The 19090-nt window shown below is 68.0% G+C and carries 19 protein-coding genes; 14 read left to right on the top strand and 5 right to left on the bottom strand.

Going from position 1 to position 19090, the window contains the following annotated elements; genetic code table 11:
• Positions 1-102: 102 nt before the first annotated feature.
• Entirely contained in the window at positions 103-1095 is a 993-nt protein-coding gene (locus NE2_RS28505) for a GlxA family transcriptional regulator (protein WP_063031067.1), read from the top strand.
• Here NE2_RS28505 and NE2_RS37565 read toward each other — a convergent pair.
• Positions 1089-4139 (bottom strand): MinD/ParA family ATP-binding protein, encoded by a 3051-nt coding sequence (locus NE2_RS37565; protein WP_307618109.1) that lies wholly within the window; start codon positions 4137-4139, stop codon positions 1089-1091. The genes NE2_RS28505 and NE2_RS37565 overlap by 7 nt on opposite strands.
• Positions 4140-4403: 264 nt before the next feature.
• On the opposite strand from NE2_RS37565, the gene NE2_RS28495 reads away from it, so the two are divergent.
• The 9 genes from NE2_RS28495 to truA all read left to right on the top strand — a co-directional run bounded on the left by NE2_RS28495 (position 4404) and on the right by truA (position 10902).
• Positions 4404-5690 (top strand): MFS transporter, encoded by a 1287-nt coding sequence (locus tag NE2_RS28495; protein WP_063031065.1) that lies wholly within the window; start codon positions 4404-4406, stop codon positions 5688-5690.
• Positions 5691-5945: 255 nt separating this feature from the next.
• Positions 5946-6167, top strand: a complete 222-nt coding sequence (gene infA / locus NE2_RS28490) for a translation initiation factor IF-1 (protein ID WP_003886926.1) — start codon at positions 5946-5948, stop codon at positions 6165-6167.
• 157 nt (positions 6168-6324) lie between these two features.
• Positions 6325-6438 (top strand): 50S ribosomal protein L36, encoded by a 114-nt coding sequence (rpmJ, locus tag NE2_RS28485; RefSeq protein WP_025347279.1) that lies wholly within the window; start codon positions 6325-6327, stop codon positions 6436-6438.
• 223 nt (positions 6439-6661) lie between these two features.
• On the top strand, positions 6662-7033 hold the full coding sequence (gene rpsM / locus NE2_RS28480; protein ID WP_030513443.1) for a 30S ribosomal protein S13: 372 nt from the start codon (positions 6662-6664) through the stop codon (positions 7031-7033).
• Positions 7034-7042: 9 nt separating this feature from the next.
• On the top strand, positions 7043-7456 hold the full coding sequence (gene rpsK / locus NE2_RS28475) for a 30S ribosomal protein S11 (RefSeq protein WP_025347281.1): 414 nt from the start codon (positions 7043-7045) through the stop codon (positions 7454-7456).
• A gap of 21 nt (positions 7457-7477) precedes the next feature.
• Positions 7478-8083, top strand: coding sequence for a 30S ribosomal protein S4 (rpsD, locus tag NE2_RS28470; protein ID WP_030513444.1), 606 nt, complete (start codon positions 7478-7480; stop codon positions 8081-8083).
• A 97-nt stretch (positions 8084-8180) separates the two neighbouring features.
• Positions 8181-9239 carry a DNA-directed RNA polymerase subunit alpha gene (locus NE2_RS28465; RefSeq protein ID WP_030513445.1) on the top strand — a complete coding sequence of 353 codons (1059 nt, stop codon included), beginning with the start codon at positions 8181-8183 and terminating at the stop codon, positions 9237-9239.
• Positions 9240-9363: 124 nt separating this feature from the next.
• Positions 9364-9897, top strand: a complete 534-nt coding sequence (gene rplQ / locus NE2_RS28460) for a 50S ribosomal protein L17 (RefSeq protein ID WP_030513446.1) — start codon at positions 9364-9366, stop codon at positions 9895-9897.
• 105 nt (positions 9898-10002) lie between these two features.
• A complete protein-coding gene (gene truA / locus NE2_RS28455; protein WP_063031063.1) occupies positions 10003-10902 on the top strand; it encodes a tRNA pseudouridine(38-40) synthase TruA in 900 nt (299 codons plus the stop codon).
• A gap of 246 nt (positions 10903-11148) precedes the next feature.
• Here truA and NE2_RS28450 read toward each other — a convergent pair whose 3' ends face one another.
• Complete coding sequence (locus tag NE2_RS28450) at positions 11149-11601, bottom strand: Hsp20/alpha crystallin family protein (protein ID WP_063031079.1); 453 nt, start codon at positions 11599-11601, stop codon at positions 11149-11151.
• Positions 11602-11768: 167 nt separating this feature from the next.
• Here NE2_RS28450 and NE2_RS28445 point away from each other — a divergent pair, with 167 nt between their 5' ends.
• Entirely contained in the window at positions 11769-12614 is an 846-nt protein-coding gene (locus tag NE2_RS28445; protein WP_063031061.1) for an LLM class F420-dependent oxidoreductase, read from the top strand.
• A gap of 75 nt (positions 12615-12689) precedes the next feature.
• Here NE2_RS28445 and NE2_RS28440 read toward each other — a convergent pair whose 3' ends face one another.
• The gene (locus tag NE2_RS28440; protein WP_228796217.1) at positions 12690-13073 is read right to left on the bottom strand and encodes a metal-sensitive transcriptional regulator; all 384 of its coding nucleotides are present in this window, start codon (positions 13071-13073) and stop codon (positions 12690-12692) included.
• 99 nt (positions 13074-13172) lie between these two features.
• On the opposite strand from NE2_RS28440, the gene NE2_RS28435 reads away from it, so the two are divergent.
• Positions 13173-13982: an S-methyl-5'-thioadenosine phosphorylase gene (locus NE2_RS28435; RefSeq protein ID WP_063031059.1), complete on the top strand. Its 810-nt coding sequence runs from the start codon at positions 13173-13175 to the stop codon at positions 13980-13982.
• Positions 13983-13996: 14 nt separating this feature from the next.
• Here the strand turns inward: NE2_RS28435 and NE2_RS28430 are convergent, their stop codons facing one another.
• Positions 13997-15040 carry a GAF domain-containing protein gene (locus NE2_RS28430; protein WP_228816535.1) on the bottom strand — a complete coding sequence of 348 codons (1044 nt, stop codon included), beginning with the start codon at positions 15038-15040 and terminating at the stop codon, positions 13997-13999.
• 121 nt (positions 15041-15161) lie between these two features.
• Here NE2_RS28430 and NE2_RS28425 point away from each other — a divergent pair, with 121 nt between their 5' ends.
• Positions 15162-15722: an NADPH-dependent FMN reductase gene (locus tag NE2_RS28425; RefSeq protein ID WP_063031057.1), complete on the top strand. Its 561-nt coding sequence runs from the start codon at positions 15162-15164 to the stop codon at positions 15720-15722.
• A 62-nt stretch (positions 15723-15784) separates the two neighbouring features.
• Here the strand turns inward: NE2_RS28425 and eccE are convergent, their stop codons facing one another.
• Positions 15785-17461, bottom strand: coding sequence for a type VII secretion protein EccE (gene eccE / locus NE2_RS28420; protein WP_063031055.1), 1677 nt, complete (start codon positions 17459-17461; stop codon positions 15785-15787).
• 113 nt (positions 17462-17574) lie between these two features.
• Here eccE and eccB point away from each other — a divergent pair, with 113 nt between their 5' ends.
• Positions 17575-19083: a type VII secretion protein EccB gene (gene eccB, locus NE2_RS28415; RefSeq protein WP_063031053.1), complete on the top strand. Its 1509-nt coding sequence runs from the start codon at positions 17575-17577 to the stop codon at positions 19081-19083.
• Positions 19084-19090 lie beyond the last annotated feature (7 nt).

Genomic DNA, 19090 nt, shown 5'->3' with positions numbered 1-19090 from the left:
ATCGTGCACCTCTGTTCGCCCACACCGTCATACCGGAAACCCTAAGCGGTGGATACGCGCAATATCAGTGTCGTATCCGACGCATTCAGTACTGTTTGCGACATGGATGTCGCGGTTTTCGTCGTGGATGGCGTCGGAGACCTCGGTCTCGCCGCCGTGCTGGAGGTCTTCAACACGGCGAACTCGCTCGTCGACGATCCGGAGCTGGAACCCGAGCCGTGGCGGGTGCACACCGTCGCGCTCGGCGGCAGCGTCCGCTCGGGCCACGGCCATCTGATTCCCACCACACCGTTGGCCGAGGTACCCGCCGACATCGGCCCGATCATCGTGCCCGCCGTGCTGGCCATGGATGCGGACGCGGTGGTCGACCTCATCGCCGCGCCCGCCAACAGGCCGGTACTGGAACGCATTTCGCAGGCACACCTGGCGGGGACCGGGCTGGCCGCCGCGTGCACCGGAACCTTCTTCCTCGCCGAGGCCGGGGTGCTCGACGGCCTGCCCGCGACGACGAGCTGGTGGCTCGGTCCGGCCTTCCGTCGCCGCTATCCGAACGTCGACCTGGACGAGGGGCGCATCCTGTGCCGTTCCGGTCATATCGCGACGGCCGCGGCGGCCCTGGCGCACCTCGACCTCGCATTGGCCACGGTGGCCGGTCGCAGTCCCGCCCAAGCCGAACGCGCGGCCCGGATGCTGTTGGCCGGCAGCGGAGGCGAACAACGCGACTACATCGTCCCGCAGGTGATCGCGCGCGGGAATTCGCTGGTGGCGGCGTTCGAACGCTGGGTGCGCGGCCATATCGCCGAGCAGTTCCGGATCACCGACGTCGCTCGCGAACTCGGCGTCACCGTGCGCAGCCTGCAGCGTGCTACCCAGGCCGAAATCGGGATGTCACCACGGGATTTCGTGAACGAGATCCGCCTCGAGCGCGCCACCCGGCTGCTGCGCACCACCAACGCCACCGTGGAGACGGTGGCCGCGCGGGTCGGCTACCTCAACGCGGGCACCCTGCGAAGCCTGTTCCGCCGCCGCCGCGGACGCAGTATCGCCGAAGTCCGGGCGACCCCGCTCACCTGGCAGGACCGCGGCACTCAGTAACCGCCGAACCGCCGATGGTCGGTGGCGAAATCGTCGGCCACCGTCGCGGCCAGTTCGACCAGCGCCCGCTTGGTGTTCTTGTGCAGCCGGGCCAGATCGATCTCGGCGCCCTCGGCCAGATGCGGGTCGTAGGGGATGACGTGCACGGCGCGGCAGCGGGCCAGAAAGTATTCGCGCAGATGCTGAATCGCCACATTCGGCGACCCCTCGCGCGGCAGATTGATCACCACCACGGCATTGCGCACCAGGTGATCGTGCCCGTGCAGGGAGAGCCAGTCCAGCGTCGCCGCCGCACTACGGGCGCCGTCGATCGCCGACGACGAGATCAGCACCAGCGAATGCGCCAGATCCAGCACACCCGCCATGGCCGAATGCATCAGTCCGGTACCGCAGTCGGTGAGGATGATGTTGTAGAACCGCTGCAGGACGCGCAGCACCTGGCGGTACTCGTCCTCGCTGAACGATTCCGACGCCGCCGGATCACGCTCACTGGCCAGCACCTCCAACCGGCTGGTGGCCTGCGACGTGTGCCGCCGCACGTCGCCGTAACTGCGAATCTGTTGATCCAGCAACAGATCTCGCACCGTGGATCGGGTCTGCAGCGGCACCCGCTGCGAGAGTGTGCCGAAGTCCGGGTTGGCGTCGACGGCGATCACGCGGTCGCCGCGGATGGAGGCGAAGATCGAGCCGATGCCCATGGTGGTGGTCGTCTTGCCGACGCCGCCCTTCAACGACAGGGTGGCGATCCGGTAGTCGCCGCGCACCGGCTGCCGGATGCGAGCCACCAGTTCCTGCAGACGCCGCTCCTCCGCGGACATACCCGGATTGATGGCACCGCCCGACATGTGGTGCACCGCGCGCCGCCACCCCGAACCGGGGGCCTTCTTCGCCCGGCGCATCGGCACATCCTCCAGCGAGGGCGTCACGCCGTTCGGTGGGTACTGCTGCGGCGGCTGACCCTGCTGGTACTGCTGATGCTGCGGCTGCGGCTGGTGGGCCTGCGGGTTGGGGGCCTGCTGATACTGCTCGGGCGAATGGGCCTGCTGCCCCGGCATGTACGGATTCGGCTGCGCGTACTGCTGCGGCTGGGAATATTGATCCGCCTGCCGTGCGGCCCACTGCTGTTCGGGACCGGTCGCCGGGCCCGGCACCTGCGGCGGCGGTTGCGGTGCGCTGTGCCACTGGGCGTCCGGGGCCGGCTGTGGGATCCGAGGCTGCGAAACGCCGTGCGGGCCGACGACCATCGTCGATTCGGAATTCGGCGACTGCGGCATCGGGCCGGAATGCGGTGTGTGTGTTCCGAAGTCCGGAGCGGGTGGCTGCTGGTACTGCGTCGTCTGCGGCGCCGCGCCGTACTGCGGACCGGTGCCTTCCGGCAGCTGCTGATGCGTGCCGGGCCGCGGTGCCGGCGCATCCGGTCCGTTCCACGCGGCACCGGCATCCGGTCCGGGTCGCACGACAGGTTCCTGAGCCGGCACCCGTTCGGAGTCGAGCCGATGTCGCCCGCTCCACTGCTGATCTGCCGAACCGGTGCCGGCGTCCCCGGAGCCGTAGAAGCCGACACCGCCGACGACCGACGACGCGCCCGAATCACTTTCCGGCGCATGGGTTCCCACCGCCGGCGGGTGGAGAGACCGCGGTCCGGAAGGTGCGCCACCGTGCGGAACTGCGGCAGTGCCGAGTGCGAAGGCATCCCACGTGCCGGCGCCACCGTTCCCCGTCACATCCGCTGCGGCGGGGAGGTCCGCCTGAGGCGTATTCGATACGGCGGTCTCGCCGGGCGCACCCGAATCCGAGATCGGCGCGACCGAGGCCTCGGCGGCGTCGCGCGCGGGCGCGGAATCGGCCTGCGCGGCCGACTGTTCCGTCACGCGGCCGAGCCAGGCGGGCGCCTCCTCGGTGATGCGGGAAGCCCCGCCGCCCACGTTCTCGGCCCGTTCGCTCGCGTCCGGACCCGAACCGAACGGACCTGCCGCCGATCCGTGCGTCGGAACGGGAGGAGTGGTTCCGGTCAGCGGCATCTCCGCCGAGGCGGGGCGGGCATCCGCCTCCTGCTGCGGCAGGCCGGGCGCGGTTGCTGTCGGTGCGACGGGAGTGTCGGGCAGTGAAAACTGCTGTGCGCCAGCGCTGTTCGGTCCCGACGGCGCGTCCTCGTAACCTTGCGGCACGCCCAGCCGCGGCGGCGGTCCGGAACGGGCGGGGGGAGTCGGGTCCGGCCACTCGGGCAGCGGCGGCGGAGTCGGGGCCGACTGCTGGGGCGGGGGCGGCAGGTCGGGCCGCCGGGTCACCCGCACGGTCAGCTCCGCATCCGCGCCTTCGGCGGCCGGAAGGGGAGTGTTCGACAGATGTTGCGGTGCGGGCGGAATCGGCGGGCGGGCCGGAGTCTGCGGCGGTGCCGCCGGGAACTCGCCGGACAGCGGCGCGGAGGAAAGCGGGCCGGACGCCTGGTCCGGGCCCGGCGTGGTCGGCCGCGGTTGCTCCGGCGCCGGAGCGGGAATCGGCTGTGCGGTAGCGGGCGGGCGGCCGAAGTCGTGGCCCGAGGACGCTGCGGATGGCGACGAATTCCACGCCTGCGCCTGCTGAGCCGGCGGCTGCGCGAACTGATTCTGTTGCTGCGCACGGAAGTCGGCCGGGATCACACCCTGGGCGCCGTCCGAACCGTAGCCCTCGGACGGCTGTTGCCACGGCATCGGCTCGGAGCCCTGAACACCGTTGCCGCGCAACGATTCCGGCCCCGGCTGCGCATCGCCGTGCGGCCCCGCGGTTCCCGGCGGCCCCCACGAGGGTGACGTCTCACCGGCGGCAGGCTCGGCGTCGGCCTTGTCCTTGCGGCGGGATTTCCGCCACTTCCGGTCGGACTCCTTCTTGTCGGACTCCGCCCGGTCGTCGGATTTGCGGGAGAACAACCGTCGCGGACCGCTGTCCTCCGGGATGTACTCCTCGTGCGGGAGGTTCTCGACGGGCGCTTCGTACCCCGTTTGCGTGACGTCGCTCTCCGACAGCCACGGGGGCAGCATGGGCAGATCGTTGTTGTTGCGACTCACGGCAGTACCTCACCGCGGTTCGTGGTCGGGGCCTCGCCGAGGATCGTGCCGATCGGGTTCGAGGGCGCTGCGTCCGTAATTCGCTCGCTGCGCACGCTCACGGGTGTCCCCCTGGGATCTGCTGGACCGATTTCCTGGACAGCCGGTAGTTTACGCGAGGGCTATCGGCCGTGACGGATGTCCTACCCACAGCCGACAAGCCGGTCGGCCGACGCGTCGCGTGGTTCGGTTGCCCCTTATTTGCGAGGTCGGGAGCGTATCGACATGGCAATCACCGCGGGCGATGATCCCCGCGCGGCCCGGTTGGACGAACTTCCCGTCCGGCCGGTCCATCGCAAACTTGTCGCTCTGGTCGGCCTGGGCCTGTTCTTCGATCTCTACGAACTGTTCCTCGCCGGCACCATCACCGGCGTGCTGAAGCAGCAGCTCGCGCTGTCGACCTATCAGCTGAGCGGCATTCTCGCCTCGGCCTTCGTGGGCCAGTTTCTCGGCGCCCTGCTCATCGGCCGGCTCTCGGACCTCTTCGGCCGTCGCCGGATGTTCATGATCAATATCGGGGTGTACGCGGGATTCACGCTGCTCGGCGCGTTCAGCCCCAACGTCTGGTTCCTGATGGCGACGCGGGTCCTCGCGGGCCTCGGTATCGGTGCGGAGATGACCGTCTCCGACACCTATCTGTCGGAGACGATGCCGCCGCAGGTCCGCGGGCGGATGATCGCCATCGCCTACACCATCGGATTCTGCGCCGTCCCGACCGTCGGATTCCTGGCTCGGTGGCTGGTTCCGCTGGAACCGTTCGGCACGGACGGCTGGCGCTGGCTGTTCGTCTTCGGCGGACTCGGCGCCGCCCTGGTGTTCGTCGCCCGTCGGCACATGCCCGAGTCCCCGCGCTGGCAGGCCCGGCACGACAAGGTCACGAGCGACACCGCGGCTGCGAACGGACGGGCGAAGGTGCCGTTCGCCGATATTCTGCGCGGTGCCAATCGCGGCCGCACCCTGCTGTTCTCCGCGGTGATGATCCTGCAGGTCTTCGGCTACTACGGTTTCGGCACGCTGGCGGTGCTGGTCTTACAGCACAAGGGGTTCACGGTGGTGAACTCGCTGGGCTATCTGACCATTACCTATCTGGGCTATCCGCTGGGTTCGCTGCTGTCGATCCCTCTGATCGAGCGCACCGAGCGCAAATACCTGGTGCTGGCGTCGGCCGCGCTGATGGCGGTGTTCGGGCTGATCTTCGGCTTCGCGACGAGTGTGCCGCTGATTCTGCTGTCGGGCGGCCTGTTCACCCTGGCCAGCAACATCTTCTCCAACGCCCTGCACACGTATCTGCCGGAATCGTTCCCCACGACCGTGCGCGGCACCGCCTCGGGTACGGCCTATTCCCTGTCGAAACTGAGCACCGCCGTGCAGCCGTTCGTGCTGCTCCCGCTGCTGGACAACCACGGGCCCGGTGCGGTGTTCACGGTGATCACGGTCGCGCTGGTGCTGATGCTCGGATTGATCGGGGCGTGGGGCCCGCTGACCGGGCGCGGCCCGCTCGCCGACCACTGACCGACGCGGCGTGCGCGGTGCGAAGGACCGCCGCGAACGGCGCGAGGGGACCGCATTTGGCCGGATCGCGAGCGCACGGGTAAGCTTGGTCGGCGGTGCACCTGCCCGACGTCTGTGCTCATGCGAATGCATGTCCGCATGGACTACGAAAAGTATGGCACCGGGTCGACTGGAGTGCACCGGTAACTGCAGTGACAAGCTAGCCGAAGAGTTGAGACCACACAGGGTTTCAGCGTAAGCGGGATCGCGGAGGATATGGCGAAGAAAGACGGGGCCATCGAGGTCGAGGGTCGAGTTATCGAGCCACTGCCGAATGCGATGTTCCGCATCGAGCTGGAGAACGGTCACAAGGTTCTCGCGCACATCAGCGGCAAGATGCGTCAGCACTACATCCGCATCCTGCCCGAGGACCGCGTGGTCGTGGAGCTTTCTCCTTACGACCTGTCCCGCGGTCGCATCGTCTACCGCTACAAGTGAGTTTCCGGGAAGCGATTCCCGGGAGAGTCCGGACGCCGGACTCGCGAGGTTCAGGGGTGGATTCACCCAGGAATCCGCGCCGAAGATTTCCCCAGTCACACGGCTGGGGAAAAGCTGTGTTCACACCCGGTGTGGACCACAACCAGATTGGACGGACGTGAAGGTTCAGCCGAGCGTCAAGAAGATCTGCGAGAAGTGCAAGGTGATCCGCCGTAACGGCCGGGTCATGGTGATCTGCGACAACCTGCGTCACAAGCAGCGTCAGGGCTGACCTGGACTGTGCCCCGACGCAGGGGTTCACCAGCCAAGCACCGAACGCAGTTCGGATTGGCACAGAAAAGAAGACCTCCCAGCGCCAGTCGCCGTCGGCGAGCTCGCCGCCTCGGAAACGAGCGGAGAGCGGACGGACGACCTACCCCCGGAACGGAGGCCGGGGCCCCATTCGAGGGGACGGACAGGGAGCAGACCTCCGCAACAGTTAAGGAAGCTGCCACATGGCACGTCTGATGGGCGTCGATCTCCCGCGCGAGAAGCGCATGGAGATCGCGCTGACCTACATTTTCGGCATCGGTCGTACCCGCGCCAAGGAGATCCTGGACGCCACCGGCGTCAGCCCCGACCTGCGGTCGAAGGATCTCAGCGACGACGACGTCACCCGGTTGCGCGATTACATCGAGGCGTCGGAGTTCAAGGTCGAAGGTGACCTGCGCCGTGAGGTGCAGGCCGACATCCGCCGCAAGATCGAGATCGGCTGCTACCAGGGCATCCGCCACCGCCGCCACCTGCCGGTGCGCGGACAGCGGACCAAGACCAATGCGCGCACGCGCAAGGGTCCGAAGAAGACCGTCGCCGGCAAGAAGAAGTAGGGATAACCGATGCCTCCGAAGAGTCGGGCCTCCGGCCCCAAGAAGTCCCAGAAGGCGCGTCGCCGGGACAAGAAGAACGTTCCGCACGGCCACGCGCACATCAAGTCCACGTTCAACAACACGATCGTCTCGATCACCGACCCCGAGGGCAACGTGATCTCGTGGGCGTCGTCGGGTCACGTCGGCTTCAAGGGTTCGCGTAAGTCGACCCCGTTCGCCGCGCAGCTCGCCGCCGAGAACGCCGCCCGCAAGGCGCAGGAGAACGGCGTCAAGAAGGTCGACGTGTTCGTCAAGGGTCCGGGTTCGGGCCGTGAGACCGCGATCCGCTCGCTGCAGGCCGCCGGCCTCGAGGTGGGCACGATCTCCGACGTCACCCCGCAGCCGCACAACGGCTGCCGTCCGCCCAAGCGGCGTCGCGTCTAGCGGGAAAGGATTTAGCGAAAAATGGCTCGTTATACAGGCCCCATCACCCGCAAGTCGCGTCGTCTGCGTGTCGACCTCGTCGGAGGCGACCAGGCGTTCGAGCGTCGTCCCTACCCGCCCGGCCAGCACGGCCGCGCGCGGATCAAGGAGAGCGAGTACCTGCTCCAGCTGCAGGAGAAGCAGAAGGCCCGCTTCACCTACGGCGTCATGGAGAAGCAGTTCCGCCGCTACTACGAAGAGGCGAACCGTCGCAAGGGTAAGACCGGCGACAACATGCTGCAGCTGCTCGAGTCGCGTCTGGACAACGTCGTGTACCGCGCCGGTCTGGCCCGGACCCGCCGCCAGGCCCGTCAGCTGGTCTCGCACGGCCACTTCCTGGTGAACAACCGCAAGGTCGACGTCCCCAGCTTCCAGGTCTCCCAGTACGACATCATCGATGTCAAGGAGAAGTCGCTGCCGACGCTTCCGTTCCAGGTCGCCCGTGAGACCCAGGGCGATCGCCCGATCCCGGGCTGGCTGCAGGTCGTTCCGAACCGGCTGCGGATCCTGGTCCACCAGCTCCCGGAACGCGCGCAGATCGATGTGCCGCTGAACGAACAGCTCATCGTCGAGTACTACTCGAAGTAAGCCGTTCGTGCTGCTGGTGGGTGAGCACTTTCCGTGCTCATCCACACCCCAGTTCGTGGGCGTCAAATAGCGGGCGCCCCTGAAGGAGGAGATCCTCATGCTGATTTCACAGCGACCCACACTGGCCGAAGAGGTACTGGCCGAGAACCGCTCGAAGTTCACCATCGAACCCCTCGAGCCGGGCTTCGGTTACACCCTCGGCAATTCGCTGCGCCGTACCCTGCTGTCCTCGATTCCGGGGGCCGCGGTGACCAGCATCCGCATCGACGGCGTGCTGCACGAGTTCACCACCGTCCCGGGTGTGAAGGAAGACGTCACCGACATCATCCTGAACCTCAAGGGCCTGGTCGTGTCGTCCGAAGAGGACGAGCCGGTCACCATGTACGTGCGCAAGCAGGGCCCGGGCACCGTCACCGCCGGTGACATCGTTCCCCCGGCCGGTGTGACCGTGCACAACCCGGATATGCACATCGCCACCCTGAACGACAAGGGCAAGCTGGAGATCGAGCTCGTCGTCGAGCGCGGTCGCGGTTACGTCCCGGCCGTGCAGAACAAGGCCTCGGGTGCGGAAATCGGCCGGATCCCGGTGGATTCGATCTACTCGCCGGTGCTGAAGGTGACCTACAAGGTCGAGGCCACCCGTGTCGAGCAGCGCACCGACTTCGACCGGCTCATCCTGGACGTCGAGACCAAGAACTCGATCTCCCCGCGGGATGCGCTGGCGTCGGCCGGTAAGACCCTGGTCGAGCTGTTCGGCCTGGCGCGCGAGCTGAACGTGGAGGCCGAGGGTATCGAGATCGGGCCCAGCCCGGCCGAGGCGGACCACATCGCCTCGTTCGCGCTGCCGATCGAGGACCTGGACCTCACCGTGCGCTCGTACAACTGCCTCAAGCGCGAGGGTGTGCACACCGTCGGCGAGCTGGTTGCGCGGACCGAATCGGATCTGCTGGACATCCGCAACTTCGGCCAGAAGTCCATCGACGAGGTCAAGGTCAAGCTGCATTCGCTCGGCCTGTCGTTGAAGGACAGCCCGGCCTCCTTCGATCCGTCGAGCGTCGTCGGCTACGACGCCGCCACCGGAACCTGGAGTGACAGCGGCTCCTTCGGCGATGCAGACAACGGCGAGCAGGACTACGCCGAGACCGAACAGCTCTAGGCCTTCCGGGGTGGCAGCCCCGTTCGGCCTTTCCTCCCGGCGTGAACGACGGGCCCGTAGGCGGTAGCGAAGCGTAACCACGAAGGGCCCCGAGAACGCCGGAATAGACACAGGAGAACAACCAATGCCCAAGCCCAAGAAGGGTGCTCGCTTCGGCGGGTCGGCGTCGCACCAGAAGGCGATCTTCGCCAATCTGGCCACGGCGCTCTTCGAGCACGGTCGGATCACGACCACCGAGGCCAAGGCCAAGGCGCTGCGCCCCTACGCCGAGAAGCTGGTCACCAAGGCCAAGGCCGGTTCGCTGGCCGACCGCCGCGAGGTCCTCAAGGTGATCCGCAACAAGGACGTGGTGCACGAACTCTTCGCGAACATCGGACCGTCGTTCGAGGGTCGCGAGGGTGGCTACACCCGGATCATCAAGACCGTGCCCCGCAAGGGTGACAACGCGCCGATGGCGATCATCGAGCTGGTCCGGGAGAAGACCGTGACCAACGAGGCCGATCGCGCTCGCCGGGTCGCCGCCCAGCAGGCCAAGACCGAGGCTGCCGAGGCCGAAGAGGCCACCGAGGCGAAGGCCGACGAGGCTGCGGAGGCGAAGGCCGACGAGGCTGCCGAGGCGGAGTCCACCGAGGCTCCCGCCGAGGACAAGGCGGAATGAGTTGGTCCCCGCCGCGTGCGGGGACCTCTCGATCTGCGTCGGGAATTCACGAGTGAGCCCGCCGTCCCCTCCGGGTCGGCGGGCTTCGCTCATGTTAACCAGGAAATGGCTGTGACCATGCAGGATCCGGCGGCAACCTCGGTTGCGGTTCGAGTACGTCTCGATATCGCCTACGACGGCACCGATTTCACCGGCTGGGCCCGTCAGCCCGGTCTGCGGACCGTGCAGGGTGTGCTGGAGGAGTCGCTGAGCAAGGTCCTGCGCGAACCGATTCAGCTGACGGTGGCCGGCCGCACCGACGCCGGAGTTCATGCCGAGGGGCAGGTCGCACATTTCGACGCGACCACGCCGCCCGATCACGACAAGCTGCTGCACCGGCTGGCGCGGTTCCTGCCGAAGGATGTGCGGGTCACCGGAATCCGCCCGGCGCCACCGGAATTCGACGCCCGCTTCTCCGCGATCCGCCGTCACTACGCGTATCGGCTCACCACGGCTCCCTACGGCGCCCCGCCCCTGCTGGCTCGCAGTGTGGTGGCATGCCGCCCCGGTGTCGATCTCGACGCCATGCGGGAAGCGTCACGAAAGCTGTTGGGACTGCACGATTTCGCCGCATTCTGCCGTCGGCGCGAAGGGGCGACGACCGTCCGGGAATTGCAGCGGTTCGATTGGGCCGTGACGCCGATCGATGGTCTCGGCGGGGCCCTGGAGGGTGCCGGCGGAGCCGCCATGCTCACCGCTTACGTCAGCGCCGACGCCTTCTGCTGGTCGATGGTCCGCAGTTTGGTCGGCGCGGTGCTCGCGGTGGGGGAGGGGCGCCGCACTCCCGAATGGGTGGAAGGTCTTCTCGCGGAACGGGAACGGTCCAGTTCCGTCACCGTGGCCCCCGCGCACGGCCTGAGCTTGATCGCCGTCGACTATCCGGCCGATGCGGACCTGGCCGCCCGCAACGCCGAAACCCGCGAGATGCGGACCATTCCGTCCGCCGAGGGTTGCTGCGGCGACTGAACCGCCTACGGGCGATTCTCCGGTCGTCCGCCGGTTTTCACAGTGCCCGGACACGGCGGCGGCCCCGCGAGATCGCGGGGCCGCACGCAGTCGCTATTCGAGGGTTGCGCGCTCTCACCTCCTTCTCGCCGCGACGATCCTCGGTTCCGCCCGCGCACCCGGCCACCTTGCACCGGTGAATAGTGGTGTGCTGCTTGCACTCTCATCTGTCGCCGATGGGCGCGGGCACATCCCTGCCGCGACCGGTCAGCTGCTCTCGGAGTGGCCGGCCTCGATGGTCTTCGGGCCCTGCCCCATACCGCCGATCTCGATGCGCCGCGGCTTGGCCTTCTCGGCGATCGGCAGGGTCACCGACAGCACGCCGTCGTTGTAGGTGGCGCTGATGTGGTCGGCGTCGATGCCCTCACCGAGCGACAGCTGACGCATGTACGTTCCCGCGAATCGTTCCGACGCGATCCATTGCACATGCTCGTCACCGGGCAGGCTGCGCTGCGCCTTCAGCGTCAGGGTGCCGTTGTCCACGCTCACGTCGACCGAGCCGGGATCGACGCCCGGGAGATCGGCATTGAGGACGTAGTGGTCACCGGCCTTGAACAGATCCATCGGCATGAAACGTGGCGCGCGCGTGGTTCCGGCGGCATCCCCCAGGAGCTGCCGGGCGACGGTGTCGATGTCGTGGAACGGGTCGAACCTCAGCACAGGAATCACCTCCATATCCAGTGGTGACGCCCGCCTCGGCGGCGAGCGCCGTAAGCTGTTCGATACCCAATTTAGCACTCTCATGGTGTGAGTGCCAGATCGCGTGACCGGGATTTTTTCCGGTGCCGGGCGGAATAGTCGCCCGCGCAACGGAGTTCGCAACGAATATGACTGAGGCTGCGCGAACCACCACTATCGGAAAATTCGGCGTCTGGCGATACTACGCCGGCTTCGAACCGGGGCAGGCCCGTGAGCTGGAGGGGCTCGGTTACAGCACGCTGTGGCTGGGCGGCTCGCCCCCGGCGGATCTACCGGCCGTGGAGGCGCTGCTCGAGGAGACCGAGACGCTGACGGTCGGAACCAGCATCGTCAACATCTGGTCGGCGCCCGCCGAACAGGTGGCCGAGTCCTTCCATCGCATCGACCGCCGCTTTCCGGGCCGGTTCATCCTCGGCTTCGGCGCCGGACATCCCGAGCAGGATTCGGATTTCCGCAAGCCCTACGACGCGCTCGTCGACTATGTCGACGTGCTCGACGCCAACGGAGTCCCGAAACAGCAGCTCGCGCTGGCGGCGCTCGGACCGCGGGTACTGAAGCTGGCCGCCGACCGCACCGCGGGAGCGCTGCCCTACCTCGTGACCGCCGAACACACCCGGCAGGCACGCGAAATCCTGGGTCCCGATGCGCTGCTCGTGCCCGAACACAAGATCTCGTTCGACACCGACCCGGTCCAGGCGCGCCTGACCGCCCGCCCGCGCACGGAGTTCTACCTGAACCTGCGCAATTACGTGGCGAATCTGCGTCGGCTCGGCTTCAGCGACGAGGACCTGACCCCGCCCGGCAGCGATCGGCTGATCGACGCGCTCGCGCTGCACGGCTCGGCCGATCAGATCGCCGACGCACTGGTCGAACACCTGAAGGCGGGCGCCGATCAGGTCGCCATCCAGGTCACCGACGAGGACCACATCGGGGTGCTGCGCGCGCTGGCGCCGGCGCTGGCCGCGCGAGTCTGATCGTCGTTCACGCGACCGCCGGCCGCATCCGACAACCGGAGCGGTGCGGCGGTCGTGCGGGGATGTCGTCGCGGCTCAGGAACGGACCAACCGCGCGATCGCGTCGGTGGCCTCCTTGATCTTCGCCTCGGCCTCGGGACCGCCCTGGACCGCGGCATCGACCACGCAGTGACTGATGTGATCCTCCAGCAGGCCCATGGCCACCGCCTGCAGGGCTTTGGTCATGGCCGAAACCTGGGTGAGGATATCGATGCAGTACTTCTCCTCTTCGACCATGCGCTGCAGGCCGCGCGCCTGCCCCTCGATCCGGCGCAGCCGCTTGAGGTAGTCGTCCTTGGCGGTGATGTAGCCGTGGGTGGCGTGGTCGTGCCCGGGCTGCACGGCCGCCTCGGCGGTCCGAACCGTGTTGCTCTGATCCTCGGTCACCGGCTGTTCCTCGCTCCCGCCCTGATGGTCCATACCCCCCTAGGGTACATTATTCGAGGGGCACTGTCAGGGTAGCGGGTGGGGGGTGAGGCGGCGGGGGCCGCCGTCGCGGCGTACGCGAGAATTGCGGGCATGAGTTCGGATCCCCGCCCCGCACTGGCCATCATCGGCGGTAGCGGCTTCTACGATTTCTTCGGCGACGATGCGACCACCCTCGAGGTCGAGACACCCTATGGTGTGCCGAGCGCGCCGATCACCGTCGGAGAGGTCGAGGGCCGCCAGGTCGCCTTCCTGCCGCGGCACGGGCGCAAGCACGAGTATTCCCCGCACACCGTGCCGTATCAGGCCAATATGTGGGCCCTGCGCTCGATCGGCGTGCGGCGGATCTTCGCGCCGTGCGCGGTGGGCAGCCTGCGGGCGGACTGGGGACCGGGCACCGTGGCGGTCCCCGACCAGCTGGTGGACCGGACCTCCGGCCGCGCGCAGACCTACTTCGACAACGGCGGCATCCACGTCTCCTTCGCCGATCCGTACTGCGACGACCTGCGTGCGGTCGCTACCCGCGCGGCGGTGCCCGAGCTGCCGATGCAACCGGCCGCCACCATGGTCGTGGTCCAGGGCCCGCGCTTTTCCACCCGGGCCGAGAGCCGCTGGTTCGCCGGACAGGGATGGGAACTGGTGAACATGACCGGATACCCGGAAGCCGTTCTCGCTCGCGAACTCGAAATGTGTTATGCCGCCATCGCTTTGGTGACCGATCTCGATGCCGGTCTGGAGGCCGGAGACGGTGTCAGTGCGGCCGCCGTCTTCGCCGAATTCGAGCGAAACCTGGTGCCGTTCAAAACCCTGGTACGTCGCGCGGTCGCCGGTGTCGAGGGCATGGATACCTGCGAGCACTGCACCGTGCACGCGGGGGTGGCGCTGCCGTTCGAACTGCCCTGACGCCGCATCGACCGCTACGGAGTGGCGGGTTCACGCAGATCGATCCGGGCCAGCGCGAAATGGGGTACGCCGGTGCCGTCCGGGCCGTGGGGTAGGGGTGAAACCTCCACGTCCACGGTGATCCAGCCTCCGGTCGTATCCGCGAGCCGGAGGTTCGGCAGTGTCCACGACGGCGCGCCGGCCCGGATCGCCGTGCGCGCGGCGATGATTCGCTCCCGGTCGCCGGGATGTGGCAGCGTGCGTTCGTCCGTGCCGCCGGACCAGTCCAGTCCCGGCACCGGCGCGCTGATCCACCGGATCACCCGGACCCGCTCGGTGTCGACCACCGCCAGATACATTCCGGGATTGCGGCTGACCAGCGTCTCGACGGTGGCCGCCTCGAACGACTTCGGCTGCGGCGCAACGCTGTCGGTGACATCGGCCAGAATGCCGCGCCACAGGTAGGGATCGGCGGCAGAGTTGCGTGTCGCCATCATCAACGTGCGCAGCCCGTCCGGCGTGCGCACGCAGATTTCGCCGCACCAGCGCGATCCGGGTGTGGCGCGTGCCACGATCGCGGCCAGATCCAGGGCATCGTCGAAACGTTCTACATGTTCGAAGGATTCGGCTCCGATCCAGACGCTGCGCTTGCGGTCGAACGCCGGGCCCAGACCCGCGGATCGCACTTCCGTGCGCCGGGTGCGCGCGTCGAGCAGGTGGGTCGCGACCGGCGGCGGCGCGGGTGGCTCGCCGGGGCCCACCCACAGCTGTACCGCGTGCACCCGGTCGTCGGGCCCGGTCAGCGCGATCGCGCAGGCGCGATGTCCGGACCAGGCATGTCGGGACTTCGGCAGCTGTCGCTCGACCCTCTCACCGCTCGCGGCGGCGGCGGTGAGGATCGGCATCAGCCGGGTGGGAACGGTGCGCGCCAACGACTTCCATCGCCGCGGTGCGGTGTCGACGGCCAGGACCGACCAGGTGGGGGGAACGTCGAGTGTTTCGATCAGCAACCAATGTCCGAGAATCACGAATTTCGCCCCCTCCTGATCGATCCGCGGCGCCCCGTCAGTCGCGGCCATCGGCCATAGCCGTCCAATATGGTGCTCGAAGATTTTCGCCCGGGGCACAGGGTATCGGTGCCGCCGGCGCGGTCGGCGAGCAGGCCGTCGCTGCGGCGAGTGCGCCGACTAGGCTGACGCCATGGACGATCCGCTGCGGTTGGAGGTCATCGTCGCCAGTGTGCGGCCCGAGCGGTTCGCGCCCGTGGTGGCCGACTGGTTCCTGCGCACGGCCCGCGCCGACGCCGGCCTCGACGTCGGGGTCATCGATCTGGCAGACACCCCCCTGCCCACCGACCTGACGACGACGCCGCAGGTCGAGGCCTTCCGCGAGCGGATCGGCGCCGCGGACGGATTCGTCGCGGTCACCTCCGAGTACAACCACGGATATCCCGCCTCGCTGAAGACGGCGCTCGACAGCGCCAAGCGCGAGTGGCGGGCCAAGCCGATCGGATTCGTCGGTTACGGCGGACTGTCGGGCGGTCTGCGGGCTGTCGAGCAATTGCGCCAGGTAGTCGCGGAGATCCATATGGTCTCGATTCGCGAGACCGTGAGTTTCCACGAGGCCAAACGCAAATTCGACGCGGACGGCAACACCGCCGACGGGGCCGCCGTCGACGCCGCGCAACGGCTCCTGCGGCAATGGGCTTGGTGGGCACGTCATTTGCGCACGGCGCGTAGCACCGACCCGTATCCGGGCTGAGCGGGCCGGGTCGCCGCGCCGACGCGGGTATGCCCCGTGCCGCGGGCCCGAACTCGGCGAAATTACCCGTGCGCCTGCGCGACTCGCTGCCGGGGATCCTGCTGCGGCATCGGGCGGCGGCCCCGCGGGCTGCCGATATAGGTCGTCTCCCGGGGAATCGAGACCAGCGTCAGATCGACCTGAGTGGTTCCGGTCCGCATCACCACGTGGTTGCCGATCGCGCCCGGCTGGTGGATCGACAGATCCGGATTGGTGGCCGGCCAGCCCATCGGATCGCCGGTGACGTAGATCGTGGTGACACCGGCGTGCGGTGCGGGCGCGAGCACACCGTCGACCACGGCCGCGGTGAATCCGGCGTCGCTCTGATGGGTTTCCACCGCGATGGTGAGCCGCTCGGGATTGCCGATGGTGGTGACCAGCTGTTCCCACGCGTGCGGGCGATCGGTGCGGATGAGGATGCGCTCGCCGACGGCCAGTGCGCGGAACACCAGCTGCTGCGCCAGATACAGCTCGCCCGCCACGTAGACGGTCGAAATGCCTTGTCCGACAAGGCGAACCGCGACACCGTTGCCGTCCTCGTCGGAGCCGATCAGCTGACCGCAGCCCGAGGAGGGCAGATGCAGCACGCCCACCACGTCGATCGGGTACTGGCTCATCGGAACGGTGTCGTCCACGCCGGGAATCGCGATCGGCAGGTGGGCCAGCAGGCTCTGGCGATGCCGGCCGCTCAGCGACACCATGCCCTTGCGCTTGGTCTTCTCCGGCAGCTCCCGGGCGGTCAGTCGCCACGCCGCGCCGATATTCACCGTCTCGGGCGAACTACCCGGCCGCAGGCGGACCGCCACGGTGGTTCCCCGCGACGGCGCGACCCACAGCTGTGCCAGCAGATCCGAGCCGAGCTGCTTGGGATCGACCGCCGCGCCGATGTTCACGCTGTTGCCCAGTTCCGCGTAGCGCCAGCGATGGGTGAGCGCCCGCGGGTCGACACCGGCGCTGATCTGCCAGACAGCCTTGCGGATCTCGGGCGCGGTGAGCACGCGCGACGCGCAGTCGGCATCCTCGAGTGCGCGCACGATGCGCTGGGTGGCGATGGTGACCGCCCGGCCCGCGCCCTCCGTGCCGCCGCCGCGCCGGGCCGCGGCCTCCGGACAGGCCAGTGCGTCGAAACTGATGGCGAGCCAGACGGTTCGGTGTGCGGTCGCGGGCAGCGGACCGAGCAGCGATTCGTAGATCGGCCCCGCGGGCGTGCCGGAGCGGCTGCGGTGGCCGTGGCTGATGATGTCGATACCGGACAGCAGGATGTCGTGCTGGCTCAGGCACTGCGCCAGTTCGGGCAGCGGCAGCAGATGCGACGCGTGCACGGTGTTGCGGTCGATCCGGGTCAGGCCGCCCTTGGGCGGCAGCACCTCGACGACGGCGACGACGCGGCTGCCTTCCCAGTACAGACCGAGCGAGCGGCCGTCCGGGCCACGGAAATCGACTGTGTCACCGAGGTCGTAATCCTGGCGGGTGACATAGCGCCACGCCGTCGCGATCCACGAGGCGAGGGTGCGCTTGCCGATCGGGATGAGCAGCACCAGGCCGGCCAGGATCGCGGCACCCAGTGCGTACCAGCCGGGTACCCCCACCGCGAGCACGACGACGCCGACGAGCAGTCCCAGTAACTGTGCGGCCAGCACATTCGGCAGCGAGATCCGTCCGAGGAGCGGGCGGCTGTTGGTGCCGCTGGATTCGGCCATCGTCGTCCCCCAAGTACCCGGTGTCGGCCGATTCCTCGATGGCCGAGCTGAACTTCAGTCCTGCTGAACTGTACTGTGTTGGGCGAACGCGAGCACTGTTCGGGGGAGGACTCATGCCTTCAAAGCCCACTACGCGCTGGCAGGTGAGCGGCTATCGCTTCCTGGTCAGGCGAATGGAGCACGCCCTGGTACGCCGGGACGTGCGAATGCTGCACGATCCGATGCGCTCGCAGTCGCGTGCCTATGCCGCCGGGCTGGTACTGGGTGTAGTCGCGCTGGCCGGTTGTGGCGTGCTCGCGCTGCTGCGGCCGCAGGGGTCGATCGGCGACAACAAGATCCTGCTGGGCAAGGATTCCGGCGCCGTCTACGCCGTCATCGACGGCGTCGTTCACCCGTCGTTGAACCTCGCGTCGGCGCGGCTCGCGGTCGGCGAACCCGCAAAAGCGGTGTCCATCAAGGAATCCGAGCTGTCGAAGAAGCCGCGGGGGGCGCTGATCGGCATTCCGGGCGCGCCGTCGTCGCTGAATTTCGACAGCAACGGCAAGGGGCGCGCATGGTCGATCTGCGACGAGCTGAAGAACGACGGCAGCCGCGAGCTGACCACCACGGTGCTCGCCGGCGATCCGTCGCTGGGTTCCAAGGCCACCAAGCTGGATTCGGGTAAGGCGCTGCTGGTGCAGGGCCGCGACGCCGCCTATCTGATCTACGACAATCAGCGGGCCCGGGTCGATATGAACGATCCGAAAGTGACCGAGGCGCTGAAGATCCGCGGGATGACTCCCCGCCCGATCAGTGCAGGTCTGCTGAACGCGGTGCCCGAGGTCCTGCCCATCACGCCGCCGAAAATCGTCGATCCCGGTGGCACCCCGGGGTATTCACTGAGCAATCACCGCATCGGCGATGTGGTGCATGTCGACACCAAGGATCAGTATTACGTGGTCCTGCACGACGGTTTGCAGCCCATCTCGCCGCTGACCGCCGACATCATCCGCAACTCCAACCCCACGGCTTCGGAAAATCCCGAGATCAGCCAGTACGACAGTACCCAGGCGCCGCCGTCGAACGACCTTCCGGTGCAGCAGTATCCGACGTCTGCGCCGGCCATCGTCGATTCGAAGGATCAGCCGGTGGAATGCATGTCCTGGAAGCCACTGTCCGGTGCGGCCGACAAGGCCGACGGCAGTAAGCGCGCGGAATTGGCTGTGCTGACCGGACATTCGCTGCCGATCCCGGACAGCGCGCAGACCACGCCGCTGGCGCAGGCCGACGGGTCCGGGCCGAATGTCGATGCCTTCTACTCCACACCCGGCTCGGGATTCTTCGTCCAGACCACGGGTATCGAGGCCGACAGCCAGCGCCGCGACAGCATGTTCTTCATCGCCGACACCGGCGTGCGCTACGGCATCAAGGACGCCGCGGCGCAGAAGGCGCTGGGAATGGACGCCGACAAGGCCAAACCCGAACTCGCGCCGTATCAGATCGTCGGCCTGCTCGCCGCCGGTCCGACGCTCGGTCGCCAGGAGGCCATGGTGGCCCACGACGGCGTGGCGCCGGACCCGAATCCGGCCAAGCAGCTGGTGCGTTCCAAGCAGGACCAGTCGGCGCAGCAACCGCAGAACTAGCCGACCC

Source organism: Nocardia elegans NBRC 108235 (genome assembly GCF_001612845.1).
Classification (GTDB): Bacteria; Actinomycetota; Actinomycetes; order Mycobacteriales; family Mycobacteriaceae; genus Nocardia; species Nocardia nova.
The sequence above is the reverse complement of the archived record's forward strand: the minus strand, read 5'-3'. Positions and strand labels throughout refer to the sequence as shown.